The sequence below is a fragment of the Streptomyces sp. NPDC055013 genome (assembly GCF_053608645.1).
This window is the reverse complement of sequence record NZ_JBSGVW010000005.1, coordinates 206,274-224,355: the sequence shown is the minus strand read 5'-3', so window position 1 is coordinate 224,355 and position 18,082 is coordinate 206,274. Positions and strand designations below refer to the sequence as shown.

14 protein-coding genes are annotated in these 18,082 nt (G+C 71.2%); 5 read left to right on the top strand and 9 right to left on the bottom strand.

Features of this window, described 5'->3' with window-relative positions; all coding sequences use genetic code 11:
* Positions 1-46: 46 nt before the first annotated feature.
* Positions 47-898 (bottom strand): LLM class F420-dependent oxidoreductase, encoded by an 852-nt coding sequence (locus ACWGDB_RS09105; protein ID WP_453821833.1) that lies wholly within the window; start codon positions 896-898, stop codon positions 47-49.
* 226 nt (positions 899-1,124) lie between these two features.
* Here ACWGDB_RS09105 and ACWGDB_RS09100 point away from each other — a divergent pair, with 226 nt between their 5' ends.
* Positions 1,125-2,648, top strand: a complete 1,524-nt coding sequence (locus tag ACWGDB_RS09100; RefSeq protein ID WP_453821832.1) for a CehA/McbA family metallohydrolase — start codon at positions 1,125-1,127, stop codon at positions 2,646-2,648.
* 111 nt (positions 2,649-2,759) lie between these two features.
* On the opposite strand, the gene ACWGDB_RS09095 is transcribed toward ACWGDB_RS09100, so the two are convergent.
* Positions 2,760-3,212 (bottom strand): hypothetical protein, encoded by a 453-nt coding sequence (locus tag ACWGDB_RS09095; RefSeq protein WP_453821831.1) that lies wholly within the window; start codon positions 3,210-3,212, stop codon positions 2,760-2,762.
* A gap of 51 nt (positions 3,213-3,263) precedes the next feature.
* Entirely contained in the window at positions 3,264-4,091 is an 828-nt protein-coding gene (locus ACWGDB_RS09090) for an endonuclease/exonuclease/phosphatase family protein (RefSeq protein WP_453821830.1), read from the bottom strand.
* Positions 4,092-4,202: 111 nt separating this feature from the next.
* Between ACWGDB_RS09090 and ACWGDB_RS09085 the strand changes: the two genes are divergently transcribed.
* Both ACWGDB_RS09085 and ACWGDB_RS09080 read left to right on the top strand, forming a co-directional pair.
* Complete coding sequence (locus ACWGDB_RS09085) at positions 4,203-4,613, top strand: nitroreductase/quinone reductase family protein (RefSeq protein WP_453821829.1); 411 nt, start codon at positions 4,203-4,205, stop codon at positions 4,611-4,613.
* Positions 4,614-4,683: 70 nt separating this feature from the next.
* Positions 4,684-6,090 (top strand): alpha/beta hydrolase family protein, encoded by a 1,407-nt coding sequence (locus tag ACWGDB_RS09080; RefSeq protein ID WP_453821828.1) that lies wholly within the window; start codon positions 4,684-4,686, stop codon positions 6,088-6,090.
* Positions 6,091-6,102: 12 nt separating this feature from the next.
* On the opposite strand, the gene ACWGDB_RS09075 is transcribed toward ACWGDB_RS09080, so the two are convergent.
* The 5 genes from ACWGDB_RS09075 to ACWGDB_RS09055 all read right to left on the bottom strand — a co-directional run bounded on the left by ACWGDB_RS09075 (position 6,103) and on the right by ACWGDB_RS09055 (position 12,420).
* Positions 6,103-7,596, bottom strand: a complete 1,494-nt coding sequence (locus ACWGDB_RS09075; RefSeq protein WP_453821827.1) for an aldehyde dehydrogenase family protein — start codon at positions 7,594-7,596, stop codon at positions 6,103-6,105.
* A complete protein-coding gene (locus ACWGDB_RS09070) occupies positions 7,593-9,323 on the bottom strand; it encodes an N-acyl-D-amino-acid deacylase family protein (protein ID WP_453821826.1) in 1,731 nt (576 codons plus the stop codon). The genes ACWGDB_RS09075 and ACWGDB_RS09070 overlap by 4 nt, the downstream gene beginning before the upstream one ends.
* A gap of 133 nt (positions 9,324-9,456) precedes the next feature.
* Complete coding sequence (locus ACWGDB_RS09065; RefSeq protein ID WP_453821825.1) at positions 9,457-10,575, bottom strand: LLM class flavin-dependent oxidoreductase; 1,119 nt, start codon at positions 10,573-10,575, stop codon at positions 9,457-9,459.
* Positions 10,576-10,692: 117 nt separating this feature from the next.
* Positions 10,693-11,463, bottom strand: coding sequence for an SDR family NAD(P)-dependent oxidoreductase (locus ACWGDB_RS09060; RefSeq protein ID WP_453821824.1), 771 nt, complete (start codon positions 11,461-11,463; stop codon positions 10,693-10,695).
* 12 nt (positions 11,464-11,475) lie between these two features.
* Positions 11,476-12,420 carry an LLM class F420-dependent oxidoreductase gene (locus ACWGDB_RS09055; RefSeq protein ID WP_453821953.1) on the bottom strand — a complete coding sequence of 315 codons (945 nt, stop codon included), beginning with the start codon at positions 12,418-12,420 and terminating at the stop codon, positions 11,476-11,478.
* A gap of 278 nt (positions 12,421-12,698) precedes the next feature.
* Between ACWGDB_RS09055 and ACWGDB_RS09050 the strand changes: the two genes are divergently transcribed.
* A complete protein-coding gene (locus ACWGDB_RS09050) occupies positions 12,699-13,598 on the top strand; it encodes a hypothetical protein (RefSeq protein WP_453821823.1) in 900 nt (299 codons plus the stop codon).
* A gap of 57 nt (positions 13,599-13,655) precedes the next feature.
* Here the strand turns inward: ACWGDB_RS09050 and ACWGDB_RS09045 are convergent, their stop codons facing one another.
* On the bottom strand, positions 13,656-14,888 hold the full coding sequence (locus tag ACWGDB_RS09045; protein WP_453821822.1) for an amidohydrolase family protein: 1,233 nt from the start codon (positions 14,886-14,888) through the stop codon (positions 13,656-13,658).
* A gap of 220 nt (positions 14,889-15,108) precedes the next feature.
* Between ACWGDB_RS09045 and ACWGDB_RS09040 the strand changes: the two genes are divergently transcribed.
* The gene (locus ACWGDB_RS09040; RefSeq protein ID WP_453821821.1) at positions 15,109-18,072 is read left to right on the top strand and encodes a BTAD domain-containing putative transcriptional regulator; all 2,964 of its coding nucleotides are present in this window, start codon (positions 15,109-15,111) and stop codon (positions 18,070-18,072) included.
* The last annotated feature ends 10 nt before the right edge of the window (positions 18,073-18,082 follow it).

The window sequence follows — 18,082 nt, the reverse complement described above, 5'->3', positions numbered from 1 at the left end:
GGCTTGATCAGTGCCGGGAGGGCAGTCGGGGAAGGATGCGCGACGATCAGCCGAGGAAGGCCGCGCAGTCGTCCAGCACCCGCAGCACCTCCGCCTCTCCCGCCGGCGGCAGCTGCACCACGACCTCCTCGATGCCGAGTTCCGCGTAGTGCGCGAGCTTGCCGGGGGTGGGGAACACGGCGTACGGCACGACCTGGAGGGCGTTCGGGTCGCGGCCGGCGTCGGACCAGACCGCACGGAGCCGGGGTAGAGATTCGGACAGTCCGCGGCCACCGATCGGCAGCCACCCGTCGGCGTACTCGCTGATGTGCGTGAAGAGCTTCGGACCGGCCGCTCCGCCGATGAGCGTGCGAGGGCCGTTGACCTTGGGGCCGCGCGGCTTCTGAACGGGTTTGGGGTACGCGAAGCTCGCCCGTACCGCGCCGAACTCGCCGTCGTACGCGGTGGGTTCGTCCGCCCAGAGTGCCCGCATCAGGGCCATCCGGTCCCGGACGAGGTCGCGGCGGGTGGCCCACGCGACGCCGTGGTCGGCGGCCTCCTCCACGTTCCAGCCGAAGCCCAGGCCGAGCGTGAACCGTCCGCCGGACAGGTGGTCCAGGGTCGCGATCTGCTTGGCCAGATCGATCGGGTCGTGCTGCGCGACCAGCGTGATGCCGGTACCGAGGCCCAGCCGTTCGGTGACGGCGGCGGCCTGGCCGAGGGCGACGAAGGGGTCGAGGGTGCGGCCGTACTCGGGCGGCAGATCGCCGCCGGCCGGGTACGGGGTGGTCCGCTCGACGGGGATGTGGGTGTGCTCGGGCAGGTACAGCCCCGCGAACCCGCGCTGCTCCAGCTCACGCGCGAGCCGGGTCGGGGTGATGGTCTCGTCGGTGAGGAAGATCGTGACGGAGATGCGCATGCCTGCATCTGTACCGTGCCGACGCCGCAATGTCGATACCGACCGGTCGGCACATATGGATCTCCGTACAGATCCGCCCTCGTGCGTCCCACGGAGCCTGGACAGCTTCCGATTGTCTGCCGATTCCCTTCCCTTGCACGGCAGTTCACGGCTGAATACCAGAGTTGCACGCACCACCCTGCACCACCCATGCCAAGTCCTTCACGACGACCTGGGGAGCAGCAGCATGTGCGAGGACGAGTACGCGGGCGCCGGCCTGGGAAGACGTGCCCTGTTCGTGACGGGCGCCGCCGCCGCGCTTACGTTGGGAAGCGTGACCTTCGCCAGCGGTGCCGACGACACCCAGGACGCCGAGACCCGGACCGTGCGGGGCACCCTGCCGCCCGGGTCCCCCGATTTCGTGTATCTGCCGGTCGAAGTGCCGTCCGGGGTACGGGAGATCAAGGTCTCCTACACCTACGAGAAGCCGTCCGTCCCGGCGGGCACCCCGGGCAACGCCCTCGACATCGGCATCTTCGACTGGCGCGGCACCGAGCTCGGCGGCCGAGGTTTCAGGGGCTGGTCGGGCGGGGCGCGCACGGAGTTCTTCATCCGGGCGGACGAGGCGACGCCGGGGTACATCCCGGGGCCGGTCCGGGAGGGCACCTGGCACATCACCCTCGGCCCGTACACGGTGGCGCCGCAGGGGCTGCCGTACGAGGTCACCATCACGCTCACCTACGGCGAGCCCGCCGAGTCCGTCGAGCCGACGTACCCGCCGGAGCGGGCGAAGGGGCGGGGGCGGGCCTGGTACCGGGGCGACTGCCATCTGCACTCCTGGTACTCCGACGGCCGCCGTACGCCCGCCGAGATCGCCGCCCTCGCGCGCGCGGCCGGTCTGGACTTCATCAACAGCTCGGAGCACAACACGCACTCGGCGCACGCGCACTGGGCGGACGCGGCGGGCGACGACCTCCTGATCATGCTCGGCGAGGAGGTCACGACCCGAAACGGCCACGTCGTGGCGCTCGGCATCGACCCCGGCACCTTCGTCGACTGGCGCTACCGCGCCCGGGACAACCGCTTCGGCAAGTTCGCCCGCCAGATCCGCAGGTCCGGCGGCCTCGTCGTCCCCGCCCACCCGCACGCCACCTGCGTCGGCTGCAACTGGAAGTTCGGCTTCGGCGAGGCGGACGCGATCGAGGTCTGGAACGGGCCGTGGACCCCGGACGACGAGATGGCCCTGGCGGACTGGGACAGCACGCTGGTCGCGTCCGTGCGCTCGGGTTCCGACGCGTGGATCCCGGCGATGGGCAACAGCGACGCCCACCGCGACCCCGACCCGGTCGGCACGCCCCAGACGGTCGTGCTGGCCGACGACCTGACGCGGGAGGCGATCCAGGAAGGGATCAAGGCGGGGCGGTCGTACATCGCCGAGTCGAAGAACGTCTCGCTGACCTTCGGCGTGTCCGGCGGCAAGGGTGAGCACGCCGGCATCGGAGAGCGTCTGGAGGTCCCCCGCAGCACGCCGGTGACCGTCCGCCTGGAGGCCACGGGCGCCCCCCGCTGCACGGTCCGCTTCGTCACCGACCAGGGCGTCCTGTTCACGAGCCCCCCACTGCCGGTCTCCGGCTCAGGCGTCGTGGAATGGCGCACGACCCCCGCCTACGCGGCCTACGTCCGGGCGGAACTCCGCCACGAGACAGCGGTGGGCCCGCTGCCGGGGGCACTGGCGGCGGCCACGAACCCGATCTTCCTGGGGCGTTCGTAGCGACCGGCGCTGCGCGGCACCCCCGGCGTGGCACGACCGGAGGCGGGGGTGGCTTGCAGGGCCCGCCCCCGCCGACGCGCTCAGGTCAGTCCGGGTGGAGGACGTCCATGATCAGTCGAACCAGACCACGAGTCGCACGTGCTCCGGGCCATGCAGCTCGGAAAGCGTCCTCATCACGTGCCAGACCGGGGCCCAGTGGGTTCCCTCCCCGGCGACGGCGCTTCGACTGAGCTTGCCGGAACGGTCGGTCTCGTCCCAGTCGGCGGCCGCCAACTCGGCCCAGCTGATCCACGTCGTTCCCTGCGCGTCCTGTGGTCCACCCCAGGAGTCGTACGCGGCCCGCAGTCCGTCCGAGGCGTCCTCCGGCAGGCCACGGTCCTCGGTCAGCGGCTGGAACCCGAAGGAGTTGCGGACGCCGAACAGGCACGCAAAGGCGTCATAGGCATTGCCGGTGTTGAGGAGGAAGAGGTCAATGGCGGCGTGCCAGACCGCGTCCTCGTCGTCCTCGTCGAAAATCCGGGCCAGAGGTCTGCACTCAATCGTTCCGCTCACGTCGGTGGACATGCCGGCAGTCTGCAGAGCGCGGAGCCCGCTCGTCGCCCGGATTTCGATGCATCAGGGCGTCGCCGAGGCCTCCAGGTCGGCGACCACCGCCGCATGGTCGGATGGCCAGATGCCGTCGACCGGACCGTCGCACGCGCGGTGTACGGAGCGGACGTGGCCGAGTCCGCCGGTGCCCGGCGGCCCGACGTGGATGTAGTCGATCCGCACGCTCGGCTCCCGGCTGTCGGCGACGTACGGGTTCGAGCGGTCCCAGGTGGCGGAGGGGGCGTCCGGGGCGGCGTACTGCCAGGCGTCGAAGAAGACCTGGCGGGGGACGACCGGCGTGGTCCGGTAGCCGCCGAAGAGGCGGATCTCGTCGGAGTCCGGCCAGGCGTTGAAGTCGCCGGTGACCACGGTCGGAAAGGGCGTGTCACCCCGGTTCTCGGCGACGAACTCGGCGAGCGCGGCGACCTGCCGGCAACGGACGGCCGAGGCGTGCAGGGCCGAGGTGAGGTGGGTGGTGCAGAAAGGGATGTCGTACGAGGGGGTGGCGAGGCGGGTGAAGAGGGCGAGGCGCCCGTCGTCGACGTCCGGGGGCGCCGGCAGCCGCAGACTCCGCCGGTCGACGACCGGCCAGCGGCTCAGCACGGCGTTCCCGATGTCGACCGTGGGATCGCCTATCCGCCGGCGCCAGCGCTCGGGGGCGGGGGACGGGGCCCAGGCCCAGTGCATGCCGAGTTCGGCGGCCAGCCACTCGGCCTGGTTCTCGCGGCCGTCCGCCCACACCTCCTGGAGGCCGACCACGTCGGGGCGCAGATCGCGCAGTTCGGCGAGAATCGCCTTCTGCCGGGCCTCCCAGGGCCCGAAGCGCCACCACAGGTTCCAGGTCACGACCCGCATCCGCAGCCACCCGCTCTCGTCACGCCGCGTCGGGGGACCATTGAAGCAACAGTTCGAGGATCGTGCCGTGACAACCGGCACGGCACCAGTACGAGACAGGAGACCCCAGGCATGTCCCGCCTCGCCGACCTCAGGTTCCGCGCCGCCACCACCTTCCAGCGCCGTGTCGGCAATCCGGTGCTGCGCCGCCTCCCCCTCCAGACGGTCCTGGAGACCACGGGCCGCGTCTCCGGTCTGCCCCGGCAGACGCCGGTGGGCGGACGGCGGGTGGGTGACTCCTTCTGGCTGGTCTCGGAGTTCGGGGAGAAGTCCCAGTACGTCCGTAACATCAAGGCCGATCCGCGGGTCCGGGTACGGATCAGGGGGCGCTGGCACACCGGCACCGCCCACCTGCTGCCGGACGACGACCCGGTGGCCCGCCTGCGCAGCCTGCCCCGCGTCAACAGCGTGGGCGTCAGGGCGCTGGGCACGAATCTGCTGACGGTCCGGGTGGACCTGGGGGACGGCGAGGCCCACCCCTGACGGCCGTTCGGGCGAGGCGGGCGCGTGGCATGCCCGGACCCCGGCGGCCGGAGTCGTACTTTCACGTCGTATGAAGGACGTTTCCGGAAACTGCGTACCCAAGCCCACCCGTCGCACCGCACTCGCCGGACTGGTCGGCGGAGCCGGCGCCGCCCTGACCGCCGGGTGCACCCGGACCGGCGCGAGCGCGCCCGTGGGCCGAGCGACCACCGCCTCGGCCTCCGCCTCCGCGGGCGGCCCCACTCCGGGCGTGATGACCCTGTTCAGCAACCCGGCGTTCAACTTCAACGGGCTGATGGCGCTCGGCGGGTCCGGGTTTGGCGCCGGTGAGGTCGGTGAGGTGCTCACCGCCGTCAACGCCATCAACAAGGCGGGCCTTTCCTCGCAGTCCTTCGTCGACACCTTCAAGAAGCTCGGCGACCAGCTGATGGCGGCGCCCACGGGCAGCAAACCCGACGACCAGACCACCCGGTGGCGTGCGCTGCGGGCCGCGCAGTACTACGGCCAGGCGCTGTTCTTCGTCCTCGGCTCGGACGAGCCGGGCAACGAGGAGCAGCTGTACAAGGCCGGACGCGGGGCCTGGGACAAGTTCTGCGGCCTGTGCGACCCGGCGCCGGTCACCGCGAACGTCCCCTACGGCAAGACCCCGCTGCCCGTGTGGTTCTTCCGGCCGGACACATCGACGCAGCGCCGCCCCACGGTGATCCTGACGAACGGCAGCGACGGGCAGAACGTCGACATGTGGACGTACGGCGTCCAGGCCGCCCTGGACCGCGGCTGGAACGCCCTCGTCTACGACGGACCCGGCCAGGGACAGCTGCTCTTCGTGGACCAGGTGGTCTTCACGCCGACCTGGGAGAAGGTCGTCAGCCCGCTCGTCGACTGGCTGACCGCCCGTTCCGACGTGGACCCGGACCGGATCGCCCTGACCGGGCTGAGCATGGCGGGCGACCTGGCGCCCAGGGCCGCGGCCTTCGAGAACCGGCTCGCCGCCGTGGTGGCGATGCCCGGCTGTCTGACGCCCTGGCTGGGCTTCCCCCCGGAGATCCGGGAGATCCTCACCCCTGACAAGACCGAGACCAACAACATCTGGAACAAGGAAGTCGTCCCCGAATTGCCCGCGGCCGACGCCGCGACGCTGAAGAAGCGCTTCGAGCCGTTCTCCGTGCAGGCGATGCTCGACGCCCGCCAGGGCAAGATGTTCACCGACTTCTACACGCCCGCCAAGGGCATCCAGGCGCTGGACATCACCAACGTCGTGGGCCGGATCAAGATGCCCACGCTGGTCCTGGACTACGAGGACGAGCAGTTCTACCCCGGCCAGGCCCGCCAGATGTACGACAAGCTGACCTCACCGAAGGACTACGTGAAGCTGACCGCGGCCACCGGAGCGCAGCTGCACTGCTCCCCGATGGCACCGCAGCAGCACTGCGAGGTCGTCTTCGACTGGCTGGACGAGACACTGCCGGGCAGCTGACCTCCCGGCGCCTCACCCCGGCCACACGATCGCCTGCACCTCGCTGTAGGCGTGGAGGGCGTACGAGCCGACGTCCCGCCCGACCCCGCTCCTCTTGAACCCGCCGAACGGCGCCTCCATGTTGCGCCCGACGGTGTTCACGCCCACTCCCCCGGCCCGCAGCCGCCGAGCGACCCGGAAGGCGCGGGCGATGTCACCGGACCAGACGTAGTCGATCAGGCCGTAGTCCGTGTCGTTGGCGAGGGCGATGCCCTCTTCCTCGTCGTCGAAGGGGATCACGCAGACGACCGGCCCGAAGATCTCCTCCCGGGCGACCCGCATGTCGTTGGTGCAGTCCGCGAGCAGGGTCGGCGCCACGTAGAAACCCCGCTCGTACGGCGGCCGTTCGCCTCCCGCCACCACAACGGCGCCTTCCTTCCGGCCCGTCTCGACGTACGACTCCACCCGGTCCCGGTGCTCCCCCGAGATCACCGGGCCGACGATCGTGGCAGCCTCGCGCGGGTCGCCGACCGTCAACCGGCGCGCGTATGCCGCCAGTTGCTCGACCAGCCGGTCGTACACGCCCCGCTGGGCCAGCACCCGCGTCGGCGCCGTGCAGATCTGCCCGCTGTAGAAGGAGAACGTCGTCCCGATCCCGGCCACGGCGGACCCCAGGTCGGCGTCGTCGAGGACGACCGCCGCGCCCTTCCCTCCCAGCTCCATCAACTGGCGTTTCATGTCCCGCCCGCACACCTCGGCGATGCGCTGCCCGACCGCCGTGGAGCCGGTGAAGCTCACCATGTCGACGTCCGGGGAGGAGACGGCCGCCTCGCCGACCTCCACGGACCGCCCGCAGACCACGTTCACCACACCCGCCGGCACCCCCGCCGCCTCCAGCGCCTCCGCCATCCGGTAGACGGACAGCGGATCCTGCGGGGCGGGCTTCACGACCACCGTGTTGCCCATGGCCAGCGCGGGCGCGATCTTGCCCGCCGGGTTGGCCCACGGGTTGTTGTACGAGGTGATGCAGGTGACGACTCCGACGGGCTGGCGGACGGCCAGCGCACCCATCACACCGGCCTTCCCCGCCCCCACTGCCTTAAGGGCGTGGGAGGTGCCCCCACCGGCCTCGTTGATCTGCGGCGGAATGGCCCACTCGCTCGGCTCCACGCGCGCGTAGCGCCGGAACCGGGCCGCCCCGACGCCCACCTGCATGCCCCGGGCCGTCCCGGTCGTCGCCCCGGTCTCGGCCTGGGCCAGTTCGGCGTACGGCACCAGGTGGCCGCGGATGATGTCCGCGGCCCGCCCCAGCACGGCCGCCCGCTCCTCCGGCGAGGTACGCGACCACGGCCCGAAGGCCTCGCGGGCCGCGGCACAGGCCGCCTGCACCTGGTCCCGCGAGGCCTCCGGAGCCCACCCGACGGTCTCCTCGCTCGCCGGATCGACGACGGCGTAGTACCCGCCGTCCGGCTCCACCCACGAACCCCCGACGAACAACCGCTGCCGGTCGACGGCCTTGAAGCTCACCGGGTGGCCACCGTCCTGGTGTCCCGTCCCGAGCGCAGCACGCGCCCCGGCACGGCCCCGGTCACCACGTCGTCGCGGATCGCCTCGACGCCATTGACCCAGACCGCCCGTACGCCGATCGCCTTGGAGTCCAGCCGCGGGCTGTCACCCGGCAGGTCGTGCACCAGGGTGGCCTTGCCGGCGTCGATCCGCTCCGGGTCGAAGAGGACCAGGTCCGCATGGAAGCCCTCCTGGACACGCCCCCGGTGACGGAGGCCGAACAGCCGGGCGGGGTCGTCGGTGAGCATCTTCACCGCCTGCTCGAGGCCGACCAGCTTCCGCCCGCGCAGACAGTCCCCGAGGAACCGGGTCGTGTACGGCGCCCCGCACATCCGGTCCAGATGCGCCCCGGCGTCCGAGCCGCCCAGCATGACGTCCTCGTGCCGCCAGGTCTCGGCGCGCAGCGCCCAGGAGTCGGGGTCGTTGTCGGTGGGCATCGGCCACAGGACCGTACGCAGATCGTCCGCCGCGCAGATCTCGACCAGGCACTCGAAGGGTTCCTGCCCGCGCTCGGCCGCGATGTCCTGCACGACCCGCCCGGTCAGCCCGCGGTTCGCCGCGCTGTAGGTGTCCCCGATGACGTACCGCCCGAAGTGGGTGAGCCGCCGGAAGACTCCCGCCTCCTTGGACCGGGCCCGCAGCAGCATCTCGGCCCGCACGTCCGGGTCACGGAGCCTGGCGATCCTCTCCTTGACGGGCAGCCCCAGGACCGGCCCCCACCCGGGGATCAGGTTCAGGGCGCAGAAGGTGCCCAGCGACATGTTCATCGGCGTGAGGATCGGCATGGTCAGCGCCACGATCCGGCCACCGGCCTTGCGCGCGCGTTCACTCGCCTCCAGCTGCCTGGGCACCCGCTCGGGAACCGCCGCGTCGATCGTGAGCACGTTCCAGTTCAGGGGACGGCCCGCGACGGCGGTCATCTCCACGAAGAGGTCGATCTCGTCGTCGCTGAACTGGTCCAGGCAGCCCGCCACGATGGCCTCGATCTGCGTGCCCTCGTGCTCCCCGACGGCCCGTGCCAGGGCCAGCAACTCGGCCGGCCCGGCGTGCCGGGAGGCCACCGGCTTCCCGTCGCCGTCGGAGTGCGAGCTCGACTGGGTGGTGGACAGCCCCCAGGCCCCCGCCTCCATCGCCTCCCGCAACAGCCGCACCATCGCGGCCAGCTGCTCCGAGGAGGGCTGCCCGCCCACCGCGTCCGGCCCCATGACGTACCGCCGCAGCGCGCAGTGCCCCACCATGAAGCCCGCGTTGACCGCGATCCGCCCCTCCAGCGCGTCCAGATACTCCCCGAAGCTGTGCCAGCTCCAGGGCGCCCCCTCCTCCAGCGCCACCAACGACATGCCCTCGACCTTGGACATCATCCGCCGCGTGTAGTCGGCGTCCTCGGGCCGCGCAGGATTGAGAGGCGCCAGGGTGAACCCGCAGTTCCCACCGGCGACCGTGGTCACCCCGTGATTCAGGGACGGGGTGGCGTACGGATCCCAGAACAGCTGGGCGTCGTAGTGGGTGTGGGGATCGACGAAGCCGGGGGCGAGGATCAGCCCGGCGGCGTCCTCGCTGGTGCGGGCTTCTTCGGTGATCGTGCCGATGGCGGCGATACGACCGTCGCGTATGCCGACGTCGGCGGTGTAGGCGGGTGCTCCCGTGCCGTCCACGACGGCCGCACCCTTGATGACGTGATCGAGCATGGGCTCACCTCCTGGTTCGCTGTGGGACTACCTACCTAGGGGCGCGGGGCTGTATCGATATGCGGCTCCGCCGCGTGGGCGCGACCAGCCACAACGCACTCGCAGTCGCGAACGGCCCGCAGCCCCACGGCGACTAGGCGCCCTGCCGGAAACGGGACGTCCGGTGCACGGGATCCGTGTCGATCTTCGGAATCACGTGTTCCCCGATCAACCGAATCGTCCGCAGCGTCTCCTCCTTCGGCACCCCCACCGGCAACCCGAAGCTCAACTGATCGGCCCCGGCCTGCTCCCACCGCTTGCACTGCGTGAGCACCTCGTCCGGGTCCCCGCAGATCAGCAACTCCTCCTCGATCAGCAGCTCCACGAACTCCGGCGTGTACGGGGGCAGCGTCTCCGGCCACACCGGGAACCCCTCGGGCCGGGGAAACGTGTCGTGGTACCGGAACACCAGCGACGGCAGATAGTGCAGCCCGCCGTTCACGGCGGTCTCGATCGCCTCGGCGTGGGTCGGCGCGCAGATGGCCGTGGTCGTCACCATCACGTTGTCGTTGACGAAGTCACCGATCGGCTCGGCGTTCACGACAGCCGTCTTGTACTGCTCCAGCACCCACTCCATGTCGGAGACCTTCTGCACGCTGAAGCCGAGCACCCCGAGCCCCTTCTTCGCGGCCATCGCATACGACGGCGGCGACCCGGCGGCGTACCACATCGCGGGGTGCGACTTCCCGTACGGCTTGGGCAGCACCTTCCGCGGCGGCAGCGACCAGTGCTTGCCCTGGAAGCCGGCGTACTCGTCCTGGAGCCACATCCTGGGGAACTCGGCGATGGTCTCTTCCCAGATCTCCTTCGTGTAGTTCATATCGGTCACGCCCGGTATGAACCCGAGGATCTCGTGCGAGCCGGCGCCGCGCCCGCTACCGAACTCGAAGCGGTTCTCGGTGAGGTGGTCGAGCATGGCGACCTTCTCGGCCACCTTGACCGGGTGGTTGACCTGGGCGAGCGGGTTGAAGATGCCGGACCCCAGATGGATCCGCTCGGTGGCGTGCGCCAGGTACCCCAGGTACACGTCGTTGGCGGAGAGGTGGGAGTACTCCTCCAGGAAGTGGTGCTCCGACGCCCAGGCGTACTTGAAGCCGGACTTGTCCGCCTGGATGACGTACTCGGTCTCCTCCATCAGCGCCTTGTGCTCGGCGAGCGGGTCGGTTTCGGCGCGCTTGCCCACGTATCCCTGTACAAAGAGCCCGAATTCCAAGGAGGTTCACCGTCCCCACATCGTTTCTGACGTTCCGTCAGATTCACTTTCCGCCGACTGTGGCACCGCTCACGTGCACCGTCAATAGCTGACTGGCCATCAGATGAGGCCCGTCCGTCAGATGACGCTCACCCCGGCCAGCCAGCCGCCGTCGATCACGAACGGCTGCCCGGTGATGTACGAGGAGTCGTCCGACATCAGGAACAGCGCGAGCCGGGCCACCTCCTCCGGCCGCCCGATCCGCCCGAGCGGCACGAGCTTGCGGTAGAGCCCGTCGAGGGCCTTCGAGGTCTCCTCGGGATCCGCGCCCGGGTCCAGATGGGCCGGGTTGGACATGGCGGTGTCGATCGCGCCCGGGCACATCGCGTTGACCCGGATGCCGCGCGGCGCCAGTTCCAGTGCGGCGACGCGGGTGAGGCCGAGGATGGCGTGCTTGGTGGCCGCGTACGTGCCGACGGCCGCCATGCCCGTCACGGCCGTGTAGGAGGCGGTGTTCACGATGGTGCCGCCGTCCTCCATCTCGGGCGCGACCGTCTTGACGCCGAGGAAGCAGCCCACCTGGTTGACCCGCACGACCTGCATGAACTCGTCGAGAGGGGTGTCGACGAGGGAGTTGAAGCGCAGGATGCCGGCATTGTTGACCAGCCCGTCGACCCGGCCGTACGCCCTCTTCGCGACGGCCACCGCGGCCCGCCAGTGCACCTCCTCCCCCACGTCGAGATGCGCGTACAGCGCGCCGATCTCCTTCGCGAGGGCCTCGCCCTGCTCGTCGAGCACATCGGCGACGACCACCTCGGCGCCCTCCTCCCGGAAGAGCCGCGCCTCCTGCTCACCCTGTCCGCGTGCCGCGCCGGTGACGATCACGACCCGGCCGTCCAGCTTGCCCATGGCTCACTCCAGTCACTGGTCGAGGTGCGGGGCGACATCGGCCCCGAAGGCGGTTATCTGGTCGACGAGTTCGTGCCGGCTCCGGCAGCGGAAGCGCACCTGGATCTGGTGCACGCCCATCGCGCGGTAGGCCCGCAGGGACTCGGCGAGCGCCTCCGGCGCACCGGTGATCGTCCGCCGCCCCACCTCCCAGCCGGGCCGGCCCACATACAGCGGCTCGGTGATGGCGCCCACGACGATCGGCTTGTCGATGCCGGCCTCCGCGCGCAGCCTCCGCAGCGTGGCGATCTGTTCCGGCAGCCGGTCGCGCGGGTCGCCCTGCGGCAGCCAGCCGTCGCCCTTGAGCGCGGCCCGGCGTACGGCGGGGGGCGAGGATCCGCCGACCCAGACGGGTACGCGCGGCTGGGCGGGCCGGGGCAGTTGGCCGAGCCCCTCGAAGTCGTAGAACTTCCCGTGGTGCTCGGGGAACTCCTCCGGCCCGAGCGCGGCGCGCAGGGCGTCGATCACCTCGTCGAGGACGGCACCGCGCTGCTTGAAGTCGTGCCCGAGCGCCTCGAACTCCTCGCGCACATGCCCCGCGCCGATGCCGAGGATCAGGCGGCCGCCCGACAGGTGGTCGAGCGTGGCGTACTGCTTGGCGGTGGCCAGCGGGTGGCGCAGGCCCACCACGGCGACATGGCTGAGCAGCCGGACGCGTTCGGTGACGGCGGCGAGGTGGGCCAGGGTGGCGACGGGGTCGTACCAGATCGTGCTCATCGCGGGCGCGAGACGGCGCGGGACGCCGACGTGGTCGCAGCTCGCGATGTAGTCGAAGCCGGCCCGGTCGGCGGCTACGGCGATCGCCCTCAGGTCGCCGGGACCGGCGGCCGCCTCCCAGGGCTCGGCGTAGATCGTGCTCTGGGACTGGATCGGGAGCTGTATCCCGAACAGCGTCCGCCCGTCCGGCGGGACTTGGATGGACACACACCCTCCTCGATCTGACGAGCCGTCATATCCGTTCCGGGCGTCATCGTCGGGGCTGGCGCCGCAACAGACAAGGGGTGGACGCGGAACTGCTACCGCCCGCGCGGGGCGCCCGCAGGGCCGGTGGAATGTCGCGATCTTCGTCCGATTGACCGCAATCCGTCGTGTTCGTGTCTCAGGCAGGTCACCGGGTGAGGGCGGGCGGCGAGGGGTTCGTACTCGGCGGTGGCTGCCCGGGAGGTCCGGGCACCGGAACAACGGGGAGACCGAGAATGATCCGCAACCGCATCGCCGCGATCGCCGCCACCACCGCCGCCGCGGCCCTGCTGCTGACCGCCTGCAACGGCACCGACGACGCCGCTTCCGCCGCCCGCGCGGGGGCCGCCGCCGCACCGGGGAGCCTGAGCTTCACCAGCGGTTCGGCCAAGCAGAACAACGCGGCCCCCGGCACCGGCGACTGGGCCACCAGCCCGGGGAAGCCGGCGAGCAGGCCGGTTGCCAAGAAGTGGGTGCAGCTGAGCGCGTCTCAGGCCGGGGACCTGAACCCGGTCGTCGTCAACGGCGCCGGCTTCACCCTCTACCGCTTCGACAAGGACACCGCGAACCCGTCCAGGTCGAACTGCGCCGGCGAGTGCGCCACCACCTGGCCGCCGGTCCTCGTCGCCCCCGGCGGCAAGATCTTCATCGACGGCGTGGACAAGTCCGACGTGGGCGTCGTCAAGCGCGCCGACGGCAACCTCCAGGTGACCGTCGGCGGCTGGCCGGTCTACCGCTTCAGCAAGGACCTCAAGCCCGGTGACACCAACGGACAGGGTGTGGGCGGAACCTGGTTCGGTGTGACGCCGGACGGCAAGAAGGCGGGAGCCGGGGCAGGGGACGGCGCCGGCGGCCAAGAGGGGGGCGCCGGTGACGGGCAGGACCCTGTGGCCCCGGCGACCAGCGTGACCCTGTCCGACGAACTGAACTTCGGCGACCCCTCCGAGGGGCTGGCCGGGGCCGGGTGCCAGAACGTCGGCCGCGACGACTCCGCCTCCTCCCTCCAGGCCTCCGGCACCCTGAAGATCTGGTCCGAGAAGGACTGCAAGGGCGACTCCAAGGTGGTTCAGGGCAACATCGCCGACCTGGCCTCGGTCGACTTCGACGACAGGATCTCGTCGGTGTTCCTCGGCTGACGCCACCGGCCTGCCGACGAGTTGCGGCCGCGGTCCCTTCCCGGGACCGCGGCCTGCTCATGCCCTCCCGGGCCACAGCCCGTCGTCCGTCAGGCCCAGCAGCTCGATCGCGTTGCGCCGTACGATCCGGTCGACCACGTCCGCGTCCAGGTGCCCCATCTGCGCCTCGCCGACCTCGCGCGACTTCGGCCAGGTGGAGTCGGAGTGGGGGTAGTCGGTCTCGTACAGGACGTTCCCGACGCCGATCGAGTCCAGGTTCCTGAGCCCGAAGGCGTCGTCGAAGAAGCAGCCGTAGACGTGGTCGGCGAACAGCTCGGACGGCGGCCGGTGCACCTTGTCGGCGACCCCGCCCCAGCCACGGTTCTCCTCCCACACCACATCGGCGCGCTCAAGGATGTACGGGATCCAGCCGATCTGCCCCTCGGCGTACATGACCTTGAGGTTCGGGAAGCGCTCGAACTTGCCGCTCATCAGCCAGTCGACCATCGAGAAGCAGCAGTTGGCGAAGGTGATGGTGGACCCGACGGCGGGCGGGGCGTCGGCCGAGGTGGAGGGCATCCGGCTGGACGAGCCGATGTGCATGGCGACGACCGTGCCGGTCTCGTCGCAGGCGGCGAGGAACGGGTCCCAGTACTCGGTGTGGACGGACGGGAGCCCGAGGTGCGGGGGTATCTCGGAGAAGGCGACGGCCCGCACGCCCCGCGCGGCGTTGCGGCGTACCTCCGCGGCCGCCAGCTCGGCGTCCCACAGGGGGATGAGGGTGAGCGGGATGAGTCGGCCCTGCGCGGCGGGGCCGCACCACTCCTCCACCATCCAGTCGTTGTACGCCTGGACGCCCAGCAGACCCAGCTCGTGGTCCTGCGCCTCGGTGAAGGTCTGGCCGCAGAAGCGGGGGAAGGTCGGGAAACAGACCGCTGACTGGACGTGGTTGACGTCCATGTCGGCGAGGCGGGCGGGGACGTCGTACGACCCCGGGCGCATCTGCTCGTAGGTGATGACCTCCAGCTTGATCTCGTCCCTGCTGTACCCGACGGCGGTGTCGAGGCGGGTCAGCGGCCGCTGCAGGTCCTCGTACACCCACCAGTCGCCGATGGGCCCGTCGTCGCCCGGCCGGCCCATGACGGGCTTGAACCGCCCGCCCAGGAAGGTCATTTCCTTCAGTGGCGCGCGGACTATGCGCGGCCCGGTGTCCTGGTACTTCTTCGGAAGCCGGTCCTGCCAGACCGTGGGCGGCTCGACCGTGTGGTCGTCGACGGAGATGATCAGGGGAAACGTGGTCTCGGTGTCCATGTCCGTCACGGTAGCGCCGATCTGACGGTCCGTCAGCTACGCGGGAGCGGCGAGCAGTGGCCAACGCCGCACGGAGAGCGTGTGAGGACCTTGTGATATCCCGCGCGCCCAGCTGTGATCACCCTCTCCCCAGCTGACGCATCTGCCATGAACAAGGCAAACTGGCGGAGATGTAAACGACGCCGAGATGATCCAAACGACAGGGCCCAGGGGGACTGCGATGGACGGGGTACCGCGAGTGCCGGAGCAGAGGCGTCCCGGCTCCTCGGCAGATACGGCGGAGCGGGCGGCGGCGCTGCGCTTCGGTGTGCTCGGACCGGTACGCGCCTGGCGGGGCGAGGAACAGCTCCCCACCGGCTCCCCCCAGCAACGCGCCCTGCTCGCGGCCCTCCTGCTGCGCGAGGGCCGTACGGCGACCGCCGCGGAGCTGATCGACGCCCTGTGGGGCGAGGAGCCGCCCTCGCAGGCGCTGGCGGCGGTCCGGACGTACGCCTCCCGGCTGCGCAAGGTGCTGGACCCCGGGGTCCTGGTGAGCGAGTCGGGCGGCTACGCGGTGCGGGGCCTGGCCGAGGGCGCGCTGGACCTCGCGGCGGCCCAGGAGCTGGCGGCGGAGGCGGAGAAGGCGCGCAGCGCCGGGGATCTGTGCCAGGCCCGGGAGGTGCTGGGCCGGGCGCTGGCGCTGTGGGACGGGGAGGTCCTGGCCGGCGTCCCCGGGGCGTACGCGGAGGCCCAGCGGGTCCGTCTGGAGGAGTGGCGGCTGCAGTTGCTGGAGTCCCGCCTCGACATGGACCTGGAGCAGGGCTGCCACGCCGAGGCGGTCTCGGAGCTGACGGCGCTGACGGCGGAGCACCCGCTGCGCGAGCGGCTGCGGGAACTGCTGATGCTCGCGCTGTACCGCAGCGGGCGGCAGGCGGAGGCGCTGGCGGTGTACGCGGACACCCGCCGGCTGCTGGCGGACGAACTCGGCGTGGACCCACGTCCGGACCTGAAGGAACTCCAGCAGCGGATCCTGCAGGCCGACCCCGGCCTCGCGGAACCGTCGGCCCCGGTGGCCGACCCGCCGGTGACGCCGGTACGGCCCGCCCAGCTCCCGGCGACCGTGCCCGACTTCACGGGCCGCTCCGCCTTCGTCACCGAGCTGAGCGACGTCCTCGCCTCCTCCGAGGGCCGGGTGATGGCGGTGTCGGCGCTGGCGGGCATCGGCGGGGTCGGCAAGACGACACTCGCCGTGCACGTGGCCCACCAGGCGCGCTCGGCCTTCCCCGACGGGCAGTTGTACGTCGACCTGCAGGGCGCGGGCCCGCGGGCGGCGGAGCCGGAGACGGTACTGGGGTCCTTCCTGAGAGCCCTGGGCACGGCGGACTCGGCCATTCCGGACTCGCTGGAGGAACGCGCGGCCCTGTACCGCTCGGTCCTGGACGGCCGCCGGGTCCTGGTGCTGCTGGACAACGCCAGGGACGCCGCCCAGGTACGGCCGCTGCTGCCGGGCACCGAGGGCTGCGCGGCGCTGGTGACCTCCCGGGTCCGCATGGTCGACCTCGCGGGCGCCCACCTGGTCGACCTGGACGTGATGTCCCCGGACGAGGCGCTGTCCCTCTTCACGAAGATCGTCGGCGAGGAGCGGGTGGCGTCCGAGCGGGAGGCCGCGCTGGACGTGGTCGCGGCGTGCGGCTTCCTGCCGTTGGCGATCCGCATCGCGGCGTCCCGCCTCGCGGCCCGCCGCACCTGGACCGTCTCGGTGCTCGCCGCCAAGCTCGCCGACGAACGCCGCCGGCTGGACGAGCTCCAGGCCGGCGATCTCGCGGTCAAGGCCACCTTCGAACTCGGCTACGGCGCCCTGGACCCCGCCCAGGCCCGCGCCTTCCGCCTCCTTGGCCTCGCGGACGGCCCGGACATCTCCCTGGCCGCGGCCGCGGCGGTACTGGACCTGCCGGCGGAGGACACGGAGGACCTCCTGGAGTCCCTCGTCGACACGTCGCTGCTGGAGTCGGCCGCGCCCGGGCGGTATCGGTACCACGATCTGGTGCGGCTCTACGCGCGTGCGTGCGCCGAGCGGGACGAGTGGTCGCCGAGCGAGCGGGATGCGGCACTGTCGCGGCTGTTGGACTTCTATCTGGCCACGGCGGCCGGGGTGTACGCGATCGAGCGTCCGGGGGATCGGCTGGTGGATCATCTGGAGCACGGGGAGTTCCCGGGCCTGCGCTTCAGCACGCGCCACGAGGCTCAGGACTGGTTGTACTCCGAGGCGAACTGCCTGCTGGCCTGCGTGAGTCAGTCCGTGCGCAGCGGCAACCTGCGCAGGGCCGTCGATCTCCTCTGGGCGGCGAAGGACCTGGCCGAGTCGGGCACCAACTCCCGTGACTACGAGGCAGCGGCGGCGGCCGCTCGCGATGCCGCTCAGGCGGCGGGCGACATCCAGGCGGAAGGGCGCGCCCGGACGACGTTGACGGACGCCCATCTGGCGGCAGGGCGATTCGCCCAGGCCGACGAGGAAGTGAGCCGGGCCGCGGCTCTGGCACGACAGATCAGCGATCCAGCCCTCAACAGCTGGGTGCCGAATCATCGCGGCGTCATCGCGGTCTACCGAAGTCGGCACGCCGAAGGGGCCGCCCATCTACAGGACGCCCTCACCAACTTCCGGGCGGACGGCAACCTGGCGGGTGAGGCCAACGCGCTGTGCAACCTCTCCCGTTCGCACCTTGCCATGGGACAGACGAAGAGCGCGATCGAGCTCGCGCGACAGGGCGTCAGTGTCTACGACCGCCTGGGCCACACCCTGCGGGGCGCCAACGGCCGCTACGCCCTGGGGCTGGCCCTTGCCCAGGCAGGAGAACCCACCCATGCCGTCGAGCAGTTGAGCGAGGCGCTCGAGGTCTTCCGAGACAGTCGCCAGCGTCTCTGGGAGGGCATGACGATCTTCCGGATCGCCGAGATACTGCTCACCGAGCGAAAGCCGGCCCAGGCCGCCACGCTCGCCGAGCAGTCACTCGCCGTACTCCGCGACATCGGCGGAGACTGGCGGCGAGGGAACGCGCTCACCGTCCTGGGGCGTGCCCTGTACGGCATCAGGCAGCTCGACCGTGCGCAGGCCTGCTGGCGTGAAGCCCTGTCCATCTACGAGGATCTGGGCTCCCCGGAAGCCGCGGAGGTGCGGGGTCTGCTCAGCCCCGTGGCCGCCGCGTAGCCGCCCGCGA

What these genes read in the sequence shown, in the direction of transcription:
- ACWGDB_RS09045 (WP_453821822.1), bottom strand. Translation starts at nt 14,888, where the DNA reads ATGGACACCGAGACCACGTTTCCCCTGATCATCTCCGTCGACGACCAC.
- ACWGDB_RS09085 (WP_453821829.1), top strand. Translation starts at nt 4,203, where the DNA reads ATGTCCCGCCTCGCCGACCTCAGGTTCCGCGCCGCCACCACCTTCCAG.
- ACWGDB_RS09070 (WP_453821826.1), bottom strand. Translation starts at nt 9,323, where the DNA reads ATGCTCGATCACGTCATCAAGGGTGCGGCCGTCGTGGACGGCACGGGA.
- ACWGDB_RS09095 (WP_453821831.1), bottom strand. Translation starts at nt 3,212, where the DNA reads ATGTCCACCGACGTGAGCGGAACGATTGAGTGCAGACCTCTGGCCCGG.
- ACWGDB_RS09050 (WP_453821823.1), top strand. Translation starts at nt 12,699, where the DNA reads ATGATCCGCAACCGCATCGCCGCGATCGCCGCCACCACCGCCGCCGCG.
- ACWGDB_RS09080 (WP_453821828.1), top strand. Translation starts at nt 4,684, where the DNA reads ATGAAGGACGTTTCCGGAAACTGCGTACCCAAGCCCACCCGTCGCACC.
- ACWGDB_RS09040 (WP_453821821.1), top strand. Translation starts at nt 15,109, where the DNA reads ATGGACGGGGTACCGCGAGTGCCGGAGCAGAGGCGTCCCGGCTCCTCG.
- ACWGDB_RS09100 (WP_453821832.1), top strand. Translation starts at nt 1,125, where the DNA reads ATGTGCGAGGACGAGTACGCGGGCGCCGGCCTGGGAAGACGTGCCCTG.
- ACWGDB_RS09090 (WP_453821830.1), bottom strand. Translation starts at nt 4,091, where the DNA reads ATGCGGGTCGTGACCTGGAACCTGTGGTGGCGCTTCGGGCCCTGGGAG.
- ACWGDB_RS09105 (WP_453821833.1), bottom strand. Translation starts at nt 898, where the DNA reads ATGCGCATCTCCGTCACGATCTTCCTCACCGACGAGACCATCACCCCG.
- ACWGDB_RS09060 (WP_453821824.1), bottom strand. Translation starts at nt 11,463, where the DNA reads ATGGGCAAGCTGGACGGCCGGGTCGTGATCGTCACCGGCGCGGCACGC.